General features: G+C 42.5%; 17 protein-coding genes. 3 read left to right on the top strand and 14 right to left on the bottom strand.

What is annotated here, in order from left to right; translation table 11 throughout:
• From ACR2F3_RS15120 to ACR2F3_RS15150, 7 genes are all read right to left on the bottom strand, one after another.
• Positions 1–1792, bottom strand: a 1792-nt coding sequence (locus tag ACR2F3_RS15120; RefSeq protein WP_432710818.1) for a glycosyl hydrolase 115 family protein, incomplete at its 3' end; no start/stop codon positions are given.
• A 33-nt stretch (positions 1793–1825) separates the two neighbouring features.
• Positions 1826–2908, bottom strand: a complete 1083-nt coding sequence (locus ACR2F3_RS15125; RefSeq protein WP_432710819.1) for an endo-1,4-beta-xylanase — start codon at positions 2906–2908, stop codon at positions 1826–1828.
• Between the two features lie 24 nt (positions 2909–2932).
• Positions 2933–3673 carry an SDR family NAD(P)-dependent oxidoreductase gene (locus tag ACR2F3_RS15130; RefSeq protein ID WP_432710820.1) on the bottom strand — a complete coding sequence of 247 codons (741 nt, stop codon included), beginning with the start codon at positions 3671–3673 and terminating at the stop codon, positions 2933–2935.
• Positions 3674–3677: 4 nt separating this feature from the next.
• On the bottom strand, positions 3678–4709 hold the full coding sequence (locus ACR2F3_RS15135; RefSeq protein ID WP_432710821.1) for a LacI family DNA-binding transcriptional regulator: 1032 nt from the start codon (positions 4707–4709) through the stop codon (positions 3678–3680).
• 1157 nt (positions 4710–5866) lie between these two features.
• The gene (locus ACR2F3_RS15140; RefSeq protein ID WP_432710822.1) at positions 5867–6094 is read right to left on the bottom strand and encodes a hypothetical protein; all 228 of its coding nucleotides are present in this window, start codon (positions 6092–6094) and stop codon (positions 5867–5869) included.
• A gap of 76 nt (positions 6095–6170) precedes the next feature.
• Positions 6171–6455 carry a hypothetical protein gene (locus tag ACR2F3_RS15145; RefSeq protein WP_432710823.1) on the bottom strand — a complete coding sequence of 95 codons (285 nt, stop codon included), beginning with the start codon at positions 6453–6455 and terminating at the stop codon, positions 6171–6173.
• 97 nt (positions 6456–6552) lie between these two features.
• Positions 6553–6720, bottom strand: coding sequence for a hypothetical protein (locus ACR2F3_RS15150; RefSeq protein WP_432710824.1), 168 nt, complete (start codon positions 6718–6720; stop codon positions 6553–6555).
• Positions 6721–6898: 178 nt separating this feature from the next.
• Between ACR2F3_RS15150 and ACR2F3_RS15155 the strand changes: the two genes are divergently transcribed.
• The gene (locus ACR2F3_RS15155; protein WP_432710825.1) at positions 6899–7075 is read left to right on the top strand and encodes an integrase core domain-containing protein; all 177 of its coding nucleotides are present in this window, start codon (positions 6899–6901) and stop codon (positions 7073–7075) included.
• 104 nt (positions 7076–7179) lie between these two features.
• On the top strand, positions 7180–8400 hold the full coding sequence (locus ACR2F3_RS15160) for an RtcB family protein (protein ID WP_432710827.1): 1221 nt from the start codon (positions 7180–7182) through the stop codon (positions 8398–8400).
• 6 nt (positions 8401–8406) lie between these two features.
• On the opposite strand, the gene ACR2F3_RS15165 is transcribed toward ACR2F3_RS15160, so the two are convergent.
• The 7 genes from ACR2F3_RS15165 to ACR2F3_RS15195 form a co-directional block, all read right to left on the bottom strand.
• Complete coding sequence (locus ACR2F3_RS15165) at positions 8407–9360, bottom strand: DNA/RNA non-specific endonuclease (protein ID WP_432710828.1); 954 nt, start codon at positions 9358–9360, stop codon at positions 8407–8409.
• A 16-nt stretch (positions 9361–9376) separates the two neighbouring features.
• On the bottom strand, positions 9377–10522 hold the full coding sequence (locus ACR2F3_RS15170; RefSeq protein ID WP_432710829.1) for a formylglycine-generating enzyme family protein: 1146 nt from the start codon (positions 10520–10522) through the stop codon (positions 9377–9379).
• A gap of 7 nt (positions 10523–10529) precedes the next feature.
• The gene (locus tag ACR2F3_RS15175) at positions 10530–12194 is read right to left on the bottom strand and encodes an arylsulfatase (RefSeq protein WP_432710830.1); all 1665 of its coding nucleotides are present in this window, start codon (positions 12192–12194) and stop codon (positions 10530–10532) included.
• Between the two features lie 26 nt (positions 12195–12220).
• Positions 12221–13864 (bottom strand): arylsulfatase, encoded by a 1644-nt coding sequence (locus ACR2F3_RS15180; RefSeq protein WP_432710831.1) that lies wholly within the window; start codon positions 13862–13864, stop codon positions 12221–12223.
• 25 nt (positions 13865–13889) lie between these two features.
• Positions 13890–15359, bottom strand: coding sequence for a RagB/SusD family nutrient uptake outer membrane protein (locus ACR2F3_RS15185; RefSeq protein WP_432710832.1), 1470 nt, complete (start codon positions 15357–15359; stop codon positions 13890–13892).
• A gap of 27 nt (positions 15360–15386) precedes the next feature.
• Entirely contained in the window at positions 15387–18479 is a 3093-nt protein-coding gene (locus ACR2F3_RS15190; RefSeq protein WP_432710834.1) for a SusC/RagA family TonB-linked outer membrane protein, read from the bottom strand.
• A 666-nt stretch (positions 18480–19145) separates the two neighbouring features.
• Entirely contained in the window at positions 19146–19730 is a 585-nt protein-coding gene (locus tag ACR2F3_RS15195; RefSeq protein ID WP_432710835.1) for a hypothetical protein, read from the bottom strand.
• An 856-nt stretch (positions 19731–20586) separates the two neighbouring features.
• Between ACR2F3_RS15195 and ACR2F3_RS15200 the strand changes: the two genes are divergently transcribed.
• Positions 20587–23721 carry a SusC/RagA family TonB-linked outer membrane protein gene (locus ACR2F3_RS15200; protein WP_432710836.1) on the top strand — a complete coding sequence of 1045 codons (3135 nt, stop codon included), beginning with the start codon at positions 20587–20589 and terminating at the stop codon, positions 23719–23721.
• Positions 23722–23726 lie beyond the last annotated feature (5 nt).

Genomic DNA, 23726 nt, shown 5'->3' on the forward strand with positions numbered 1-23726 from the left:
GTTCGTTAGTGGTATTACGCTGCTGTTTGGCATACGTCCTGTTTTTGGCTACAGCGAAGTACAGCTCATTCAAATTTCCTGCCGCCTGAATCGGGTGAAGTACCAATTGGTAATAGGCATCCTTCTGATCTGCGGGCAGCTTACTGTTAATAAATTCTGCCTGAACCAATAAGCTTTTAAAGTCGTCAACAACTTTTTCAAATTCCCTGTAATGGTTTAAGCTATAAGTATCCGCATCTAATAACTCAGGTTTGATACGTCCGTTATATTTTAGGGTTAGGTCAATTAAACGTGCAATATCACGGGCATGGGTGCTTCCAAACTGTTTTTCTGCCCAACTGATGGTGTATTGCTGAAGTTTCTCGGCCGGTAAGGCATCGGGTGCCCAGGCATAGTCAAGAAAAAATTCAATCGGAAATTCCATCGGTTTCAGGTCACCCACGTTTACAATCCACACCTGGTTGGCGTCGTATTCATAAGCCAGGTTCATCTGTTCCCAGGTTTTCTGGATAGGGTTGGTATTAATCCATTTGTAATTTCTTGGATCGCCCACATAATCAAAATGGTAGTATATTCCATAACCACCGCTTCTTGGTGCTTCGTCCAGTTTTGGTAACTTCCTGATGTTACCCCAGTTATCATCGGCTAATAAAAGCGTCACATCGTCGGGTACACGCATACCTTTGTCGTAATATTCCTGTACCTCTTTATATAAGGCCCAGATTTGCGGGGTTTGCTCAGCCGGTTTTTTAGTTACTTTCTCAATAATGCTGCGTTGATCTTTCACTATTCTTTCCAGCAAGCTGGTGGCCGTTCCTTCGGTCATAGGTTCATCACCATCACCACGCATCCCTACAGAAAGAATCACTTCTTTATCGGCTACCCGTTGTAAACCAGTTTCCCAAAACTCCCTAAGCTGTTTTTCGTTTTGCTCATAATTCCACTTTCCCCCTTTATACCTGCGCCATTCGTCATGTGCACGGGTTAGAGGCTCGTGATGTGAAGTGCCAATTACCACACCATATTCATCGGCAAGTACCGGGTTCATCGGGTCATCAGCAATAAATGCATTACCCCACATGGCAGGCCATAGGTAATTTCCTTTTAAACGAAGGATCAGTTCAAACACATGAGTATAAAACTTGTGGTTAAAACCGCCGAAGGTTTTATGGGCCCATCCTGATAGTGCCGGGGCTTCATCGTTAAGAAATATACCTCTGTATTTTACCGCAGGTGATGCAATTTCATGGCGTCCTGCTGTAATATATAATGATTCATTCTTTTTAACAGGTACATCAGCCCAATAATACCATGGGGAAACGCCTATCTGGTAAGATAATTCGTAAATACCAAAGATGGTTCCACGTTTATCACTACCCGCAATCACAAGGGCACTATCTACACCGGGTAGCGGGTTTGCTACTACCTGGATAAGGGTGCTTTCCCATTTTCCAGCAATTCCGGCAACCTGAATTTTTTTATCTCTGATCAGTTGGTCAATCACCTGGCTATGTCCAATGGTGCCGATAATGACCATTTGCTGTTTTGAATTCGCGTTTAAGAGCGCTGGTTTGATACCGGTAACCAGTTCTATGTCTGTCAAGAGGTTTTTTGCGGCATGCATTACACCTTTAAAATCATTGTCGCTGACTAATATGCCGCTTACCTTGCCATTTTTGGCTAAAGTAAAACTACCGGGGCTATGCGCTGTTGCAACAAAGGGATCTGCGCCAGCAGCGTAGCTGCAGAGCGTGCCCGTGGCGAGCAGGAGGAGTATCAGTAATTTCTTCATACGTTTAAAATTTGGTTGGATTTGGCTGTTAAATTAAAAATTGGTCACTGCCCAAAACGCTTTTTTGGGCTTCAACTGGGCATCAAAAAGTAAAGGGTAATTTTTTCTTCCACTTACCGGATATTGGTCCAGCCAGGAATAACGATCGGAAACGTTCCAAAACGTCACATTCGTAATGACGTCTTTGTATTCCCTGAACACCTTAAAGAGCATTCCATAACGATCTGCCTGTTGCTGTTCCAACTCGGGAGTAAATAGGTCTGATTCACCTGCTTTACGGGCTCTTCTTTCTTTCTCCCAAGGATATATCGATAGGTCGAGTTCTGTAAATTGTATTTTTAATCCGAGGGAAGCGTAGCGATCAATGGCTGCCCGCAAGTTCTCGGCAGAGGGTTCCTGTAATGACCAATGCGCCTGAAGTCCCACACCATGAATCGGAGCGCCTTTTGCCAGCAGATCTTTTAACATGGTGTATATTCTTTCCCTTTTTTCTGGAAACTCGGTGTTGTAGTCGTTATAAAATAACTGCGCATCAGGGTCTGCTGCATGTGCATATTCGAACGCTTTCAGGAGAAAGTCGTCACCGAGGATCTGGTACCATGGTGATTGTCGCAATGATTTGGATGGGTCATCATCAATGGCTTCATTAATAACATCCCAGGCATAAATTTTACCTTTATATCGGCTTACCACTGTGGTAATGTGATCTTTTAAACGTTGTAATAGCACGGTTTTAGTTACCGTTTTTCCATCCTTTCCTATAAATATCCACTTGGGTGTTTGTTCATGCCATCCTAAGTTATGCCCCCTGATTTTCAGGCCATTTTGTAAGGCAAAGCTGACAATAGAATCGGCGTCTTTCCAATTAAATTTCCCTTCCACAGGTTGAATAGGGCCCATTTTCATGGCATTTTCTGCCGTAATGCTATTGAATTGCTTTTTTATCAACGCTGCTTCATCACCGGTTAGGTTTCTGGTTCCTACGGCAACGCCAATGGGAAAATAGCTTTTATAAACGTCTTTTAAACCCGGCTGTGAATAGGATAGGTTGGGCAGGCTCACCACCATGCAGAGTGGCAGCAAAAAAGCAAGTTTTTTGATCAGGTACAGGAACATATTTGGTTAATTTAGGTTGTAGGTTTAAAATCCGATGGAATTCCCTCCATCAACAGGAATTATTACTCCCGTAACATATTTAGCTGCATTGCTGCATAGGTAAAATACCGCTTCCGCCACATCTTCTGGTTCTCCCATCTTTCCCATTGGCGTTCTGGAAAAAACCTTGTTTTTCCGTTCCGGGTCTGCGTCTAAAGCCTTTGCCGACATGGCTGTTTTAATAAAACCAGGTGCCACACAATTTATTCGGATTCCCATAGGCGAAAGTTCGGAAGCCATAGCCCTGGTCATGCCTTCGATACCTGTTTTAGCTGCCGAATAAGCAATTACCTTGGGAATACCGTATTGGGCTGCCATTGAACTGATGTTAACAACAGAGCCACTTCCTGCTTTAACCATGTGTTTTATAGTCTCCCGGCTAATGGCGAACACGGCGTATAAGTTGGTTTCAATGATGCAGGCAAAATCTTCATCGGTAACCTCCAGAAATGGCTTTTTCATGTTAATACCCGCGTTATTTACCAGGATATCCACCTGTTGGTATTCTGCAACAATACCGTCTACCAAAGCAGGGATGCCCGACAGCTGCTGCAGGTCGCATACCCGGTAACTGCAAAGTTCGCCCAGGTCTGCAGCAACCGCTTTCAGGTTGTCTTCATTACGGCCAATCATGACCACATGAATGCCTTCCTGCACTAACTTCTTTGTAATGGCTAATCCTAGTCCGGTGGCACCGCCTGTAACGATGGCAATTTGTTTATTCATATAATTAATTATCTTTTTTTCTTATAGATGAAGCCCTGATTACCAGGGCTGAATTTAACGTAACTGTACTAGTAAAGCTGGGGTCTGTGTCGTCGTCTAACCGGTTTAGGATGATTCTGGCGATGGTTTCGCCCATTTCATTACCGGGGTAGTTTATTGTAGTGATGGCCGGTTCGGTTACTTGTGATATAAGGTCATTATTAAAACCCACAATAGCAATGTCATTGGGTACGCTTAGGCCGGCTTGTTTTAAAATAGTAAGGGCGTAGGCAGCAGCCGAATCATTCGTGATGAACAATCCGTCGGGAAGTTTATTCCGCCTCAAAACTTCATTAATAGTTTGTTGAACAGCTTGTTCTGAAAGGTCGTTTGAGAAAAAAAGTGCTGGGTCAAAGTCTATCTTCCGCTCTTCCAAAGCTTTTTTATAACCTTCAAAACGATCCTTATAAACATTACGGGTAATATTTCCGGTAATGTGCAAGATTTCTTTGCATCCTTGGTCCAACAAATGACTAGTTGCCGTGTAGCCAGCTTTGAAATTGTCAATCAACACTTTGGTTGCATCAATTTCTTTAGCAATACGATCGAAAAATACAATAGGAATACCTTTTTTAATAAAGGTATCAAAGTGGGTGAAATCCTTTGTGTCGGAAGACAGGGAAACGATCAGCCCATCTACCCGGCTGTTAAACATGGTGATGGTATTGGCACGTTCTTTAGCTTCCTGCTCAAAAGATTGTGCGATAATGAGGTTGTAACCAGCATTATTTACAATTTTCTCAATTCCGGAGAGAACCGATGACATGAAAAGACTGTTCAGGCGAGGTACTATAACGCCTATGGTATTGGTTTGTTGTTTACGTAAATTACTTGCAAATTTGTTAGAACGATAGCCAAGTTCATTTGCCAGGGCGAAAATTTTCTTTTTTGTTGTTTTGTTAATTGCTGGGTGATCAGAAAGCCCTCTGCTTACTGTAGCTGCCGAAATATTTAATTTTTGGGCAAGGTCATATATAGTGATTTCTTTATGGCGCATTCGATTTACTGTACTTGTTGTAGCAAGTTAGGGTAAATTTTGTAAAAATGCAATCGGTTGCATAAAAATTTTATCCGGTTAGATATATTAATGTAAGACTAAACTTGTATAAAATTCGTTAGATAGGTGTTTGATAAAATATGAAATTAAAAAATGAATCTTAGGATATCACCATTAAATATGGCGACTATCATAGGGCTCAAATAAAGTTTTTTCATGATTTGTTCGGTTTGGCTTGAATTTGGATAGGTTCAGCATATAATTTTAAGTCAATGTTGAAAAGATGTGTTAAATTTTTGTTAAAATTTGTTTGTGTATTTTGTACACTAAGAAATAATTACCATATTTGTAGTATCAAACATCAGGGGAGCCTGATTAACAGTTAAAGTTTATGTCTGCTTTGAGTCGCGGTATAAAGGTTAAAAACCTTTCCAGCTTAAAGAGAATTAAGAGAAACCCGTTCATACAGGTTTATATTTGGTTAGAATAGGGATGTGCGTGGATGCGGCACCCCTTTCTTTTTTTTAAGGCCAGATTATCAATGAGTTACAATCCAGTAAATCACTTTTCTTTACTCCCACTTTCACTAATTACTACCCGTTTTTAATGGTTTTTTAGTACTAAACTGATTAAATAGTACTAAAAATAGCACTAAAATATTTGTGCTTATTTACCCTTAGATTTCCTCAAAATGTCCTTTTCAATGTTCTGAGCTATGATTTTCTCTAGGGTAGGAATTCCTAGTTCTTTAGTCTTAATAGATTTTGGTGTCTTCATTTCTTTTACTAATTGCTTTAATAAGTCCTTAGGAGTGTTATTATCAAGCTTGGTGTTGATATGATTTATACCGGTTGATATAGTATTGATTAATGTGTCTACCTGCTTTTAAGCCTTATAATCTCTAATTCTGATTCGTTGGTGTTATTCCATAAATGGATAAATGATGCTGATATAGGTATTTTTTTATGGTCTAAAGTATCAGGAGCAAGGAATTAGTCATTTTTATGCGTGTTGATTTTAGTACTATTTATTAGTACTATTTAAGGTAGTGCAGGAAATAAAAAAATCAAGTCTTCAGTTTATAAATTTATAAAACTCAGGCAATAAAAAAGGCTACATGTAAATGCAGCCTTTAAATGATCCAATAATATTTACGACTACTGCATTTTACTTTTGATAAGTTCAACCAACTTAGGGTAAAGAATCTGACCGTAATTTTTATGAATCGTTATATTATCTTCATCAACTAATATTGTCATTACTTGACGATTAGTAATTTCGGGTATTCCGACTGTTATTGAACTGAGTGCACTATCAAAACTAAATCTTAATTCTTTACCAATATTATCTAGTTCAGAATGTACATATTTTTCAAATTCATTCAATAAAATAGTTAATTGATTGCAGGTTAACTGCGTGGTGTTTTTAATAATTGTTTAGTAGTTTTTATATTCTTCCATTTTAATTTATATCATTGTTTTTTGTCTGCAGTATTGCTTTATCGATTAGTTCTAATATTTTGCTACGTTTCAATTTTTGGTTTTCTTCACCTGGCAGTTGTCCGATGAATTCTTTGATTTCTTTCGTATCATCGTCACATTGGAATATTATAGTATGAATACCCAAGTCAGGGAATAAGTGGCCTATTAAAATGTAACCGCCCTCACTTTTTTCATTAAGTACATATCCGTACTTTTCGATCAACACATTAATTAGTTTTGTTAGGTTTATAGTTTTCTCACTCATAAATTTATATTTGGTTGAATCAAACCTAACTAAATTTTCGAAATTTTATGAAAATTAAGAAGGCTACCAATTTCAGTAGCCCTTTATTCTTTTTAGCTCATTTTGCCATTAAGAAATCTAGCAGTACAGGGTAATACTCTTCATCTGTCTTTTCCAATATGCTTACAAAATCTTTGTCAACTATATGTATAACATCTTTACCACCAATAATCATATAAATAGCATCGTTCCGATAACCACAATCTATTATTTCATTTTTATTCAATTTTTCGTTGTATAATTTTTCAAAATCTTTTCTGATTATGAATGTACCGTTAATTATAAAGCATTTCTAAGAGCTAACAGTAATTTATCTATTTCGTATCTACTCCATTTTTTCAGAATATACATAGGAGGATCTAACTTAATCTTTCCAATTTTCTTTTAACCATTGAAACATACTTTTGTCATCCTTCCTAGTTTTAAATTCCAACTGGTTCTTATCAATGGAAGATGCCATAGAGAAAGTTGAAGCCTGGACAACAGAATATAATACCTTTAGACCACATAGTTCCTTGGGCGGATTAACGTCTCATGAGATGTGGAAAAAAAGCAATAATAGTCTTGATTTACGAGTTTAGGGTGTCTTAAAATTGAGGGAAGGTCAGGTTCTACATTTCCAAAAACCTCATGTCCGTTTTCCGTGTTAAAATAAAGCTAACACACACCTATAAATCTACGCGACATGAATCCTGTACACATATTTGGTGAAGAAATTATTGATGATAAAACCGTTAAGCAGTTGCAAAATTGTTTGTTGGAAGACTCTATTGGCGTTTTAACCGCCGATGGACATTATGGTTATAACCACCCCATCGGTGGAGCCATTGCCTATAAGAATCACGTATCTGTATCAGGAGTGGGCTTTGATATCGGATGCGGTAACAAAGCTGTACGTACTGATTTAACGCTCAAGGATATCAACATCACCAAAATTATGGATGAAATTCAACGAAGGATTTCCTTTGGTGTGGGGCGGAAGAACAACGAGCAGGTAGATCATGAAGTGCTGGCCAGGATAAGCGAACATCCTCTGAAACACATTTCAGCCATGGCCAAACTAGCAAGCGATCAATTGGGCACAGTGGGTTCTGGAAATCATTTCGTTGATGTGATGGTTGATGAGGATGGTTTTATTTGGGTCGCCAATCATTTTGGCTCACGGGGTTTCGGGCATAAAATCGCATCAGGCTATATGGCCATGGCATCTGGAAAAAAATGGGGTGAGCGCCATAAAGAAGGAAGTATGGACGGAAAACCAGTTTTGCTCCGTTTGGATGAGCAATTAGGTCAGGAATATTGGGAGGCAATGACCGTCGCTGGTGCCTACGCCTATGCAGGCCGCGATGTGGTGATTAACAAAGTCCTTGAAATTTTAGGCAATCCTGAGGTCACCTTAAGTATACATAACCATCACAATTTCGCCTGGAAAGAAACACATTTCGGTGAACAATACTATGTAGCCAGGAAAGGTTGTACGCCGGCATTTCCTGATCAACTTGGTTTTATCGGTGCAAACATGCGCGACCAGTCGGTCGTGGTCCGGGGGCTGGAGTCGCCGGTTTCGGCCAAAGGATTGTATTCCACGGTGCATGGTGCTGGCCGTGTTATGTCAAGAACACAGGCTGCCGGCAAAAAGAAATGGGTGTTTGATAAAAAAGCTGGTCGCAAAATACCAACTATGGTTGGTGGTGGCTGCGTAAACTTTGCAGAGACCCAACAAGAAATGCGTAACCTTCAGATCCAGCTGCGTGGGGCAGGTGCCGACGAATCGCCGCAGTGTTACAAAAAGTTGACCGATGTGCTGGAATACCAGGGCATAGGACAAACTATAGAAGTGATTACAAAATTAACTCCTGTAGGAGTAGCCATGGCGGGCGATGAATATGACCCTTATAAGGATTGATACCAACTACAGCCTTAAATGCTGTAATACGTAACCCAAAGCTTCGGCAGAAGACAATCGTTCCGCATCTGGATCAATATCTATTTCTTCCAGCACCAGCTTAGTACTTCTTTCGTCAGTATAACTATCTATAGCTGCAGGCATCGTTAAACCTGTTAAACTTTCAATCAGCGATATATTAACCTGATAGGTGGCTGCATCATCAAATTGCAGAAATAGATTTTCTGCTGCAAACTTTAAAGCCAGGCCTTTTACAATCCCGCTATCAATAAATAGCCTGTTTTGGCTCATCATAAAACCAACCCGGTAAAGTCTTCCATCTGCTTTAGGGTAGACCACCACTTTCCAGAATAAAATGGGTAGCTGAATAGTATCCCCCAGAATGCGCGTCACAAAAAACGGATTATTATAAGATAATACCGGACCGCTGAATACACATACCCTTAAGCCGTGGTTTACCGTTTCAGTATGAAGGATGTAATCCTCTAAGCTCAACCAAATATCCTGATTTAAGCCGGCATGCTGCGGTACTGCATTGGTGTAGTAAAAAGTTGTGTCAGCAGCGCGACGTGCCAGGGCAATAGTTTCGCCCCATTGCACATCCTCGCGTTTGGCGAGGTGCCCTTTGTCGAAATTACTTTTTGTGGCCCGGTACAATTCTTCACCCCACTGTTCGTCATCATTAATTCTTGGATCCTTGCGCCAGTTGTTTGTACGTGGTGCATTCTTAAATAACTTGCCATCGATGTTAACGGCTGTAAAAAAAGGAAATTTGTGTGTAGCAGATAATTGGATAGAATAGTTAATATAATGTAGAAGCGGTTCGCCAAGTTCTTTGGTAGTCACTATATCTTCCAGCTGATCGCTGTTTAATTGCGGCATAGCAACCGGCAGCAGCGCCCCGGTTTCACTTAGCAAGAAGTTGCTGTTGTAACCTTTATATAGTTTTTCATCGAACATTTACTAATCTAACCATTTATTTGTCTTTAACACAACGGAATCCCACATGTTCAATACTGCTGTCTTCAGTGCTTTTCATCCGTCTGGCTACCCGGTAACCGGAGCAATAGCTGTCATTGCATAAAAAAGATCCACCACGCATTACCCTCTTTCGGGCTAGCGGTTCGTTAGGGTCGTAGCTTTTTACCGGACCTTTCGGATTATACACTCCATTCTTTACGTCAGCATAATAACCACTGTGATATAAGTCTGCGCACCATTCCCATACATTGCCAGCCATATCATATAAACCGTAGCCATTAGCAGCAAATGACTTTACGGGCGCTGTACGGGCAAATTGATCCAGCAATGTGTTTGTCGCAGGGAATTCACCCTGCCAGAAATTGGCCCGCGGTTTACCCACATTCACTGATGTATTTCCCCAGGGATAAATATTATCCTTTAATCCCCCTCGGGCAGCCCATTCCCATTCCGCTTCAGTTGGCAGTCGTTTGCCGGCCCATTTGCAATAAGCCTGGGCATCAAACCAGGAAATGTGTACTACCGGATGATTTTCCTTGCCTTTCAGGTTACTTCCAGCGCCATGGGGCTGGCGCCAGTTTGCACCCGCTTTCCATTCCCACCATTGGTTATGGTCTTCCAGGGCAACCTGTGTGCCTGGTGATTTGAAAACCAGTGAAGCGGGCACAAGCACACTTTCATCAGGCTTAGGTGTTCCAGGGGGAACTTGATTTTTCAATACTTCCCAATCTGGTTTTTGTTCAGCGGTGGTAATATACCCCGTTGCTTTTACAAAAGCTGCAAATTGTTTATTGGTTACTTCAGTCTCATCCATCCAAAAATCATTTACCATCACCTGGTGTTTGGGATATTCATCGGCCGCTGCCTGATCATTGTCGCCACCCATGGCAAAAGCACCTCCTTTAATGTGTACCATGCCTGCATGGGAGCCAGCATCAATAGGCTTAACCACTGTTTCCACAGCAGCAGATGCAAAACGCGATGGCACTTTCGAGACGCAGCATGAGGCTTTGCTTCCTGTAATAACCACCATTGATGTGTCCTGGAGCGCCACCGATTTTCGATCAACACGCTTTTCGCCGCTGCAGGAAATCAATAGTATTGCCGGCAGCACCCCTATAAATAATGAAAATTTTTTCATATCAGGTTTATAAACTTGTCACCCCATAACCACTGCGCGGCAGTTCTTGTACCTTACTCTTTCTAAAATCTTTCATGTTCTGTGGCTCCTTGTCTTCAATTGTGCTAAACTCCACCACGCCTGTTTTCTTCGCCCAGTCAAAATACTTTGTTGAAAGCTTACTTACGATATCATGATGCTGGCGCGCTACATTATTAGTCTCTCCACGGTCGCTGTCCAGGTCATAAAGTTCCCAAGTATAAGAAGGATAGGTAGAAACCAGTTTCCATTTTCCGTCCCTTACTGCACGGTTACCTGCGCGTTCCCAAAATAAGGGTTCATTTCGCGGCACTTCTTTTTCTTCGCCGAAAAGTATTGGTAAAAGACTTTTGCCGGCAAGTGGGTGTAGGGTAACTTCATTCAACTTGTTCGGATAGTTTGCCGATGCTAGTGCGTAAAAGGTAGGCGCGAGGTCAATGACGTGCCCTGTACCTTTCTCTACGGCGCCAGCTTTTATTTTGGAAGGATACCAGGCAATAAATGGAGAACTGATGCCTCCCTCATACAGGTAATCTTTATAGGCTAAAAATGGCGTGTTTGAAGCGTAAGACCAGTTTTTGCTTTGCGATTCATAAGAGCCTATCGTGCCTACCGGTCCCGTGTTTCTAATGGCGCCATTATACCATTTCACCATTTCCTCGGCTGGAGCACCATTATCAGAAATAAACACAATCATGGTATTGCCATCTTGTCCTTCTGCTTTCAGTTTATCCAACACTTTGCCAATACCCTGGTCCATGCGGTCCACCATCGCAGCAAACACTTCCATTTTTGCTGCCCACTGGGTTTTTTGATCATACGAAAGCCTGTTCCATTCATAAACATCAGCATCCTTAACAGAAAGGGGCGTATTTTTGTCAACCACACCTAATTTTAACTGTCGATCATAGCGTTGTTTTCGCAGTTCGTCCCAGCCGATATCATATTTTCCTTTGTATTTGGCAATGTCTTCCGGTAATGCATGTAATGGCCAGTGGGGTGCCGTATAAGCCAGGTATAGAAAGAAAGGTTTGTCTTTTTTGCCTTCAGCGTCCAAAAATTTCACCGCATGGTCGGTAATCAGGTCTGTCTGGTAGTATTTGCCGGCCTCCAAAGGGTAGGGCTTTCCGTCTATGAAATAAGGGATTTGCTTGCCGCCATTGTAATCTCCCTGGTCGAAATAACTTCCATTGCCTAACAGCAGCGTATGGTCAAAACCCCGTTGCCATGGTAAACTTTGTCCCTTTCCATTCACGTGCCACTTGCCCGACATCAGGGTAGTATATCCATTGGCTTTTAATACTTCCGCCAGCGTCAATGATTCCTGGTTCAGGTAACCCTGGTAAGCTGGCAGACCCAGGTCGTTAGAAAAATAACCTACACCTGCTTTGTGCTGGTATTGTCCGGTCAGGAGCGATGCGCGGGTAGGAGCGCAAATGGAGTTGTTATAAAACTCCCTAAGTCGCAAGCCTTCTTTTGCCAGCCTGTCGAGGTTAGGGGTTTTGATTTCAGAGCCATAGGCACCCAGATCTGCATAACCCAGGTCGTCGGCCAGGATCAGAATGATGTTCGGTTTATCCTTTTTTACTGTAGCCTGCGAATAAGCCGCGATGGCGAAAGCGGAGCTGATGATAATTAATATTAACTTTTTCATAAACTGTTTTAAATAGAAATACCTGTTTAATTGTTGCGTCTGTCTGTTGCGGGTGCCGAAGCTGCCGTTGCCGGACGTAGTTTCTCATAATCCACCACATCATTGGCTAAAGCCCATTCTTTATAGGCGGCGGCCAGTCTTTTCACCACTTCCGGATGTTGCCCCGCAAGGTCTGTGTTTTCTCCGCGGTCCGTTTCCAAATCATAAAGTTCATATTGTGGCGTTGGTCCCGCCAGGGCTACCAGCTTCCATTTGCCATCGCGTACCGCTTTTTTTCCGCTACGTTCCCAGAAAAGGGGGGTGCCTCGTTCTACCGCGTTAGCTTCCCCTGTTAAAACCGGTAACAAACTTTTTCCCACCAAAGCATTAGTTTTTAAATCTTTGTACTGCGCAGGATAATTAACGCCTGCTAATTGATAGAAAGTAGGTGCCAGGTCAATCAGGTGTCCTGTACCCTGGGCAATGGTGTTTGCCTTTATCTTTTCTGGATACCAGGCGATAAATGGGGCGCTGATGCCACCTTCGTAGGGCGAATCTTTGTAATTGCGTAATGGCGAATTGCCGGTTTGCGACCAGTTGCTGTTTTGTCTTTCGTAAGATCCTGCAGTGCCCACAGGACCGGTGATCCGCGAGGTGTAAACAGGCAAACCATTACCACCTTGCGCACCATTATCAGAAATAAAAATGATCAGCGTATTTTTATCCTTTTTAAGTTCTTTTAACTTATCAAGCAATTGCCCGATTCCCTGATCCACATGATCAATCATGGCAGCATATACTTCCTGACGCCTTTGCCAGTATTGCTGTTCATCGTAGGTTAGTTTATTCCATGGTCGCAACTGCTGGTCGGCTGCCGCTATTTTTTGACCTTCCGCTATCACACCTTTTTCAATGGCGTTTTTATACCTGATGGTTCTTAATGAATCCCAGCCCATGCTGTAACGGCCTTTATATTTGGCGATATCTTCAGGTAATGCCTGTAACGGCCAGTGGGGTGCATTGTATGCCAGGTACAAAAAGAATGGTTTTTTTGTGGTGTTTTGTTCCGTCAAAAATTGCAAGGCATGCCCCGTAATTTCATCCGTGAGGTATTTGCCGGGTTCCAGGTAATAAGATTCATTGTTCAATAGCAGTTTTACTTCAGCTTTTTCTTTTGGAGCCACTTCAAAAAAATTGCTGGCGCCAGGGATAAAGCCAAAGAACTTGTCGAAACCGCGTTGATTAGGCCATTGGTCCTCATCGTCGCCTACATGCCATTTCCCTGACATGAGGGTGGAGTAACCGCCGCTTCTCAATACTTCAGCCAGGGTAAGCGATTCTTTATTCAGGAAACCCTGGTAAGCCGGCAAACCCAGGTTAACGTTAAAATAACCGACCCCTGCCTTATGCTGGTACTGGCCCGTCAGTAGCGATGCACGCGTAGGCGCACAAATGGAATTGTTATAAAATTCTCTCAGTTTCAAACCTTCTGCGGCCAGTTTGTCCAGGTTGGGGGTTTCTATTTCCGTGGCCCCATAAGGACCGATATCTGAAAAACCCAGGTCATCTACCAGGATCAATACAATGTTTGGCCGCTCTGTTTTTTGTGCAAAAGCAGGCGCCAGGGTTCCGAGCAGTAAGACCGGAAGCCAGTGTTTTAGGGTCGAAATGTTTTGTAATAGCGTTTTCATGCCAGTATATTTTTAGAGTTTGAGTTTAAAAGCCTACCCAGTCTGGGTGCTGCGTAAGTTTAGGATTAAGGTCTATTTCCCGCTGTGGGGTTGGAAAGTGTACGTGTCGTGCAACAGCAAGTGTTTTTCCGGCAGCTTTCAATACTTTAATGTAATAGTCAGGTCCCCGGCGTACCAGGTCAAACCATCGCTGGTATTCGTATACCAGTTCCTTTCGCCGTTCCTGAAATAGGGTGTCTCGAAATTCATCCTTGCTCAAACCAGGACTCAACTCCTGCAGCTTATCGATTCCGGCGCGGCTTCTCACTTCGTCGATGGCGGCATAGGCTTCGGCAGTTGGGCCGGCCAGCTCATTAATGGCCTCTGCATGGATCAGCAAAACTTCCGCATAACGGATGATCGGCAAGTTTTTTGACGACTGGCTCTGGTTACCCACCACTGCCGGGTCGTAGTACTTGTGGAATTGAGGATTGGCCAGCGTGTACAATTTGCCATCCACCGGACTCACAATTTCTGTGATAAAGGTTACCGCCCGGCGGCTATCGTTTGCCGCATAACTTTGGTACAAACCGCCCGCTATATGTAAAGCATCGGCATAATCACCGTTGATGCCGGGTACATCTGCTGGAGCAGACCTACCCGCCAGGCTGTTGCCCTGGTAACCTGCATTGCCTAAAAATTGAGCAGAAAAGATATGTTCTTTACCATTTTTTGTGGCCACGTTAAATACATCAGCAAAATTTGTAAAGAGCTGGTATTGGCCACTCTCCATCACCTCTTTGCTTTTATCTGCCGCTAGTTTCCATTCTTTTTGGGTCAGGTAAACTTTTGCGAGTAAACTTTTAGCCGAGCCTGAAGTAGCGCGCCCAATATCGGCATTGGAATAAGTGGCAGGCAAACTTTCAGCGGCTTGCAGATCCGATACAATCTGCTGGTAAACTTCATTTTCAGTTGATTTAGCTACATACAGGGCATCCTGATTTAATGAATTCAGCTCATGTAATACCAGTGGAACGCCACCAAACCAACGTACCAGGTTGAAGTAATGGAGGGCTCTTAAAAACTTCGCCTCGTTAATTAGCCTTTTTCTTACGTCTTCAGCGATATTGGCGCCATCAATTTGTTCGATGCGATCTATAGCTACGTTTGAGACATTAATGGCGTTATAACTTTGTCGCCATAGTTCCTGCATCCTGTCGTTGGAAGCATCGTGCGTAAGGCCAGATAAGGCGCGTACATGTGCGTTTCTTGCCCTTGGGCCAGCCTCATAGTCGTCTGTGGCCATTTCTACGCCAATTTGAAATAGTCCGTTGTATAAGGATTGTCCGCTTTCGTATAACTTGCGGTAAGCGGCCGTAACTGCTGCGGTGGCCTGTTTTTCATTTTCGTAAAATTGGTCAGTCACCAATAATGCTGCAGGTTTTTCGTCCAGCTTGGTGCAGGAAGCCAGGCCAAGGAACAGGCTGGCCAGTACTATTAATATATACAGTTTCATAACATGAGTTTTAAAGAATGTGTGGAGTTAAAAACTTAATCGTGCACCAAGGCTAAGGGTTCTGGCTACTGGATAAATGCCCGCGTCAGTGCCTGGTGATACATTACTGCCAGAAGTGACCTCAGGATCAAAACCTGTATAGTTGGTCCAGGTTAACAGGTTCTGCCCGGACACAAATAGGGTTAGTCCGCTGAGTTTTGCCCTGCTCAACGCTGTTTTAGGTACACTGTACCCAAACGTGAGGTTTTGCAGACGTAAAAAAGAGCCATTTTCAATAAAGCGGTCAGAGAAAATGGGTGCGGGATCTAACTTTGCGCGTGGCACTTCCTGGCTCGGGTTTGTCGGCGTCCAACGGTCTAAGGCCGATGCCGCGGCATTCTGCTGACCAGTAAACAACTCCAGGTTCTGCCTGTTGGTATTCAGGATCTGGTTACCATAAGCGCCTTGTAAGATGATGGATAAATCAAAACCCTTCCAGGAGAAGTTGTTGCTCAGTCCAAAGGTGAAATCAGGTTGCGCATTGCCGATGATTTCTTTGTCGGCAGCCGTGGTAAACATGCCGTCGCCATTAACATCCTTGTACAGGCGGTCGCCCGCTTTAGGTACCGCGTTTCCTGTGAATTTGCCTTTAGTGGCCTCTTCTCCGCTTTGCAGAATCCCATCCGTCACATTTCCAAAGAAACTTCCCAATGGCTGGCCTACCCGGATGATGTAATTGCCGCTGATGTAAGAACTGGCGCCATTGCCGATGGTCAATACCTCATTGCGGTTCATGGAAAAGTTGATTCCGGTCGACCAGCGAAAAGTTCCGTTTAGGTTTTTTGTCTGTATCCCCAGGTCTATGCCTTTATTTTGTACCGCACCAAAGTTTTGCAAGGAACTGGCATAACCCGTTGTCCATGGGATTTCTACATTTAACAGCAGATCCGTGGTTTTTTTATAATAGGCATCCAGGCTGATGGTGACCCTGTTTTCAAGAAACCCAATATCCAAGCCGGTATCATACTGGTAGGTGGTTTCCCAGCCGAGTTTATCGTTAACAATCCGATTTGGAGAAAACCCAGTGAGGATTTGATTGCCGATCACATAACTGTAACTGCCCAGGGTAGCAAGCGACTGGTATTCGCCAATCTCCAGGTTACCGGTGGTGCCAAAACTTGCACGCAATTTTAACTCACTGATGGTTTTTGCCAGTCCTTCAAAGAAAGCTTCATTGCTGATTTTCCAGGATACGGCCGCTGAGGGGAAGTTACCCCATTTGTTACCTTTACCGAACCTCGAGGAACCGTCGGCACGGATGCTTCCGGTAATATAATAGCGGTTGTCGTAGTTATAATTTAGCCTGGCCAGGTAAGAGTTTAAAGTCCATTCCGTGGCATCCGCAAAAGGTTTTACCAGGGTGGCTCCACCCGATAGTCCGTCAGAACCGAGGTCGTCTACAATAAAATTTTGTGCACCAGCAGTGAAGTTTTCACGGGTAAAGTGTTGCTGGGTAAATCCTGCAAGTACATCAAAACTATGTTTGCCTAGTGTTTTGGCATAGGTCAGCGTGTTTTCATTTAACCAGGCATACGAATTCAGGGAGCCTCTTCCTGCAGTACCATTGTTAAGGCTGCCCTCGTAAATGGTGCTGGGTATATAACTTCTTTCGGTAATATTGTTCACATCGATGCCCAACAAAACCTTGGCTTCCAAGCCGGGCAACAAGGTATACGCTGCAAAGGTGGTTCCCAGCAACCGGTTGGAGGTAGATTTGTTCTGTTGTTCGTATAAGGTGGCCAGTGGATTGGCGAAAATATTTTCGAAGGGGTTTCTTAAGGTATACGAGCCATCACTTTCATAAATAGTTGCGGTAGGTGGCATCAGTAATAAGGAGTTCACGATGCCGGATGGTGCAACGTTGGCATCTGATTTACTGGCGGTGAGACTGGCACTAACTTTTAATATTTCAAACGGTTTGGCATCTACATTGGTGCGGAAACCCAGTCGTTTAAAATCAGTATTTTTAATAATCCCATCCTGCGATAAATAATTACCGGAGAGCAAATAGTGAACCCTCGGATTCCCTCCGCTAAAGGTAAGCTGGTGGCTTTGCACGGGGGCTCTTTGAAAAGCTTCGTCCAGCCAGTTTGTTCCTCCACCTAATTGGTCTATTTGTGTTTCAGAAAGATATTGATTTGGGCCTTTTGCTGGTGAGGCGTCAAAAAGAGCTTCATTTCTTAAACGTGCGAATTCAGGTGCGTTAAGCAGGTCTACTTTTTTACGGAGTGTTTGTGTACCGAAACTCACATCGTAGCTCAGTGTATTCCGGTCGCTTTTTCCTTTTTTAGTGGTGATAATGACTACCCCGTTGGCACCCCTTGATCCATAGATCGCAGTAGCGGAGGCATCTTTTAATATGTCGACACTTTCAATATCCGCAGGATTGATGCTGGATAGTTGGTTGGTGGGTGTGCCACTTAAGGTACCCGCCGATTGGGTACTGTTATAAAGTGGGAAACCATCAACTACATATAATGGTTCGTTACCGCCCTGAATTGAACTTCCGCCACGGATGCGGATGCTGACCCCACCGCCTGGCTGGCCGGAAGTCTGGGTCACCTGAACCCCTGGGGCCGCACCTTTCAGCGCCTGGTCGACCGAGGTAACCGGCTGTTGCAAATTAGTTTGTGCGACTGATGACACAGCCCCGGTAACATCGCTTCGTTTCTGGGTGCCGTAACCGACCACCACTACATCACTTAACTGGTTTGCCGTCTCTTCCAATGGGATGGTTACCGGGCTGCCATCTACGTACACTTCAGCTACTTTATAACCGATGTAACTTACCTCAAGGGTGTAGGGGAGTTTCTGCCCGGTAACAAGGTCAAATTCGCCGTTATGATCTGTAGAAACGGAATGGGTAACCCCTTTAATTTTAATCGTAACTCCAGGCAGTGATTCCTTTGTACGGGAATCAATTACTTTTCCATGTACCTTGGAATTGATCAATGGGCTGGATGGAACCTGGGCTAAGCCGATTAGCGGGAATAAAAACAGGACGCAGCTGAGCAGCGAGAGGTACACGTGTTGGTTAGCCAATACCGGAATTACCGGATTGACTTTCTCAAAATTATGCATAACTTTGATAAGAGTTAATTGGAATAATTGAAACAGGTGCAACGCCAATTGATTTCCTGTTTCGTTAATTAGCTGGGGAAAATACTTAACTGTATTTTCCTTTTTTTATGTCGTAGAATTTGTCCGTTCAGGACATTCGCGAAAGATGGAACTTGAAACAACAACAACTGCATTTCGAAGTCAATAGCGATTTTAAGGATAATGAACGTACTGGTTCATAGTGGTTTGAGGTAAAAATTGTTTTCATAATCTCTGATGATTGTAAGGCAAATATAACAGTTTAAAATAAACTACCAATTTAATAGACTTTATTTTTTTTCTTTCGTTTTTCCTGCAAAACTGAATTTTTAACGATCTATCGCCTGGCGAAATAACGCTGCTAATTTTTGAACAAAAATTTTCGTTGGCGCCATAGTTATAAGGGCTTTAGAAGGGGGTTAGAAGGGCCTTTGAAGGGCCTTAGAACGGCTACAGCCGTCTAAGCACCCTTATAACCCCGTCTTAACGGTCAGTTAACGGCCGTTTAACTGGCATTTCTACCTTAGGTATACATCGGATAATTTATGTTCCAGGCACAAAAAAACCTGCAACCATGAATATGGTGCAGGTTTATCTATAGCATTAAGCTTTCGCCTGGACGTCAAGAATGGATTCGAACCCTAGACTTTAATTTTTGATTATTTTTAAATCGCAGCTGGAGTAGTCTCCGCGGTTTACCACATTGATGTTAATCACCTTGGACCCAATCGTCCAGCTGTAGGCGTTATTGGAATCGTCTTTTTTTAAGTCCTGGTAGGCTGGAGCACCAGCACCCTGATGGGCTTTTCCATATTTTTTGGCCACCAGGTCTTTCAAAATTTCTACTTGGGGCAACAATTCTTCTTCATAGCGGTCCCGGTGAATTAAATCGCCAGTCATATCCAGCTCGTTTAGCTTATCGTTGTTAAACTTGCCGTTTAAGTCCGAAAAAAGATATCCACCTATTGCATAAGTAGTCTGGTGTTCGTTATGATCTAAGGTCGCCATGAACGTCTGTTCGTCTTTTTGAAATTGCTTTTTGTCAATCCCAAAATTGATGTTACCAATTACTTTGTTTTCATCAGCTGCTGAAAACATCGGAGTGGAAGTTGTGTCTTTTTTACTAAGGGTATCGGCCACTATCGTCGCATCTTTGGTTTTAGGGTCGTTTGAACAGGCCATTAATAGGGCAAGGGCAAAGCAAAGTGTGGGTAACGTAACTTGATTTTTCATTACTTAGAATAGTTTTCAACGTTTTATAATATCCATTGATGGTGAACAACAACTAATATGGTAATAATATTTATATAATGGCTGATTCAATTGAAACGCCTTATTTGTAGAAAACATTATGTTTCTCCGGATGGTTTGCCGATGACTATGCCAATGATTCGGCGCTACTATGATTTTTTTTACAAAAGCGATATTATTTAATATTTCCTGCAATCGGTTGCCTCTTATTTAATGTACCGTAGAGCAATGCTGATCAATTTGAAGAACAGGTATGGTGCTTAATTTTAGGTATGCGCGAGGCAAGGGGAGGGTTACGACGGTAATTACCTATGATTGATAAAACTTCCTATTCTTATAAATTAGGTCTTTTTATTTTTAATTGAATCCTTTTAACGACGTGTTCGTCTTCGTTAAGCCAGAGTTTAGGGGCCTGAAATCATTTAATTATCTAAACAGATATGGTATATATAGTAAGTCTCAACTCACTTTAGTAAAGGCTTTATATATTCTTATGGCCTAAAAATTAAATAAAAAAAAAGTTTTATGCAATCGGTTGCAAATCACATTTATAATTTCTACTTTTATTATAACCAAATATCGATAAGTTCTTTACTGCCCTGCCAGGGGGAGTAAAGAACTGGAAGATTTATTTAAAACTGCAGTCCCATGGCTGCAAGCTAAATTGAACCTTTTATGACAAAACCTGAACGGAAGACAACCTTTGAGTGCGCGGTGTTGCAGTGGCTACCGCCATAACGATGTTATACATGATACATCGTGAAAAAAACAGACAAGATCATTAAATCTCAAATAACCAAATATATAAACCTTTATTAAACACCTTAAACGTAAGCTTATGCAAATGACAGTTTACTCTAAAAAAAAGGTAATAAGATGTAAAGGGTTTCAGTTCAAAAGCACATTCACTGTTGCGCTGGTTACCCTGCTAACATTTTTTTCCCTGTCGCTTTATGCGCAAAACATCAATATTACCGGAAAAATTGTTGATGCCTCCGGTCAGGCTATTCCGGGTGCCACCATTAGGATAAAAGGCACCTCTAATGGGGTAACGACCGATAACAATGGAAATTTCCAGCTATCAGCGCCAGGAAACGGCACTTTACAGGTGTCATCAATCGGTTTTAACACTCAGGAGTTACCTATTAACAACCGTACACGTTTTGATGTTACCCTTGCGGGTGATACACAAAACCTGCAGGATGTAGTGGTTGTTGGTTATGGTAACCAACGCAGAGAAGCCGTAACCGGTTCTGTAGCTTCGGTTAGTGGTGCCACATTAAATGAAATACCAGCAGCAAACATTGCGCAGGCCTTACAGGGGCGTGTAGCGGGTGTGCAGTTGGCACAAACATCAACAAAGCCCGGTGCCACTATGCAAATACGTATTCGTGGTACACGTTCCATCAATGCCGAGAATGATCCACTTATCGTCCTTGACGGGATTCCTTTCGGTGGAACCATCGCTGACATCAGCCCGGATGATATTAAAAGTTTAGACATCCTAAAAGATGCTTCTGCAACTGCCATCTACGGTTCACGTGGTGCAAACGGCGTTATCCTGATCACCACCAGAAAAGGAAACAAGGGCCAGGAACCACAAGTAGCGTACAATGGGTATTTCGGGATCAAAGATGTGATGAAATATCCGATGATGCAGTCTGCATCATATCTTAAGCTGAGAGAACGTGCGGGCTTAAACATGACTCCTGGTGCTGATGAAGACCCGACAGGGGCTACAAACACCGACTGGCAAGACTTATTTTACAGAGAAGCCATGGTACAAAATCATGATTTAAGTGTAACAGGCGGTTCAGCAAAAGGAAGCTACAAATTTGGTGCGGGATACTATAAAGATGAAGCTCCAATTCCTTTGTCTGAATACAACCGTATTTCTGTACGCGGATCATTAGATCAGGAAATTGGTAAACTATTGCGTATTGGATTTACGTCAAATAACAATTACAGTATTACTGATGGTGCAAACTTAGGAATGTATGGTGTGTTAAGCATGTCGCCATTGGCTAAACCTTTTAATGAGGATGGTACTGTTAAACGTACTTTAGCAATGCCACAGGATGTACAATGGGTTTATACAAAAGAAACCTTAGAAGCCCTTGGAGATCGTTATATTAATAGAACAAAAGATTTCGGTTCTTATAACTCTGCTTATGCAGAATTGAAGATCCCAGGAGTGGATGGCTTGAAATATCGTTTAAACCTAGGTGGTAACTTCCGCAACAGTAACTCAGGAAGTTATACAGGGATAGGGGTGTTCAGTGCCGATGTTTCCAATCCAAATACAGCGTCTATAGCAAATGCGTATACCACACAGTGGACCATAGAAAATTTGCTTACTTACGACAAAACCTTTGCGGAGAAACATAATTTTAACGTGGTAGCGCTTTATTCGTCAGAACAAACCAGCTACAACCGTTCCTCTATTGGAAGAAGAAACCTGGCTGGTGACAGTTTCCAATACTTCAACTTAGGCCAAACCTCTTCTGGAAGTAATGATGATATTTCCATTGATCCAGGTGCACAAAATTATTATGAAAGTGGCCTGAACTCTGTAATGGGAAGGTTAATGTATTCTTATGACGATCGTTACATGATCAGTGCTACATTCCGTAGTGATGGTTCATCGAGGTTAGCTGAAGGTTATAAATGGCACAGCTATCCGGCGGTTTCCGTGGGATGGAACATTGCCAGAGAATCCTTTATGCAAAATGTAGGTTGGATTAATTCATTAAAACTACGTGCTGGTTATGGCGAAACTTCTAACCAGTCTGTTTCACCTTATGCCACACTAGGGCAATTAAGTGTTAGACCTTATAACTTTGGATCTACCAATGCTAATGGTTATTATGTAACGCAATTGCCTAATCCAAACCTGGGTTGGGAATATTCAAAAACTCAAAACATTGGTTTAGATTTCTCCTTATTTAATAGCCGTTTATCAGGTACAGCAGAAGCGTATATCACTAAAACCAGTGATTTATTATTAAGTGTAGGCCTGCCTGCCACATCTGGTGTTAACAGTTATACAGGAAACGTGGGTTCCACACAAAACAAAGGATTTGAAGTATCCTTAAACGGTGTGATCATTGATAACAAAAATGGATGGACTTGGGAAGCAGGCGTGAATTTATACCGCAACCTGAATGAAATAACCAGCCTTGCATCTGGTCAGATGCGCGATGAGGGCAACTGGTTATTTGTTGGTCAACCATTAAACGTGATCTATGACTTCAAAAACATTGGCATCTGGCAAGCTGACGAAGCTGCTGCGGTTACTCAATATGAAGGTAGCGGTGGACAGGTTGGTATGGTTAAGGTGCTTTATACCGGTGAATTTAATGCAGATGGTTCTCCTACACGAGTTATTGGTGCTGCCGACAGACAGGTAATCAATGCCGATCCTAAGTTTTTGGGTGGTTTTAATACCCGTGTTGGTTATAAAGGTTTAGACCTTACTATAATTGGTGCCTTCCAGAATGGTGGTGTTTTGAACAGTACGCTTTATGGTTCTAATGGTTACCTTAACTTATTAGACGGACGTCGCGGACAGATTGATGTAGACTTCTGGACTCCAGAAAACACAGGTGCCAGATTCCCTGATCCAAAAGGACCTAAAAATAGTAACAACCCTAAATATGGTTCTACCTTAGGTTATTTCGATGCCTCATATCTTAAAATTCGTACCATTTCCCTGGGTTATAATGTCACCGGTAATTGGGTAGAAAAAGCAGGTATCAGCAGGTTGCGTGTATACGCTACGGCACAAAATCCATTTGTTCTCTTTTCTCCATACTACAAACAATCAAAAATGGATCCTGAACCTAACACCTATGCAAATGATGGTGCAAACATGGCAGTTTCCTATGATTATGGACAAAGAAGATTGCTTACTGTAGGTTACAATACACCAACAACGCGCAATTATCTATTAGGAATTAACGTAACATTTTAAAATAT

The sequence above is a fragment of the Pedobacter sp. genome (assembly GCF_045627485.1).
In the GTDB taxonomy this organism is placed as follows: Bacteria; Bacteroidota; Bacteroidia; order Sphingobacteriales; family Sphingobacteriaceae; genus Pedobacter.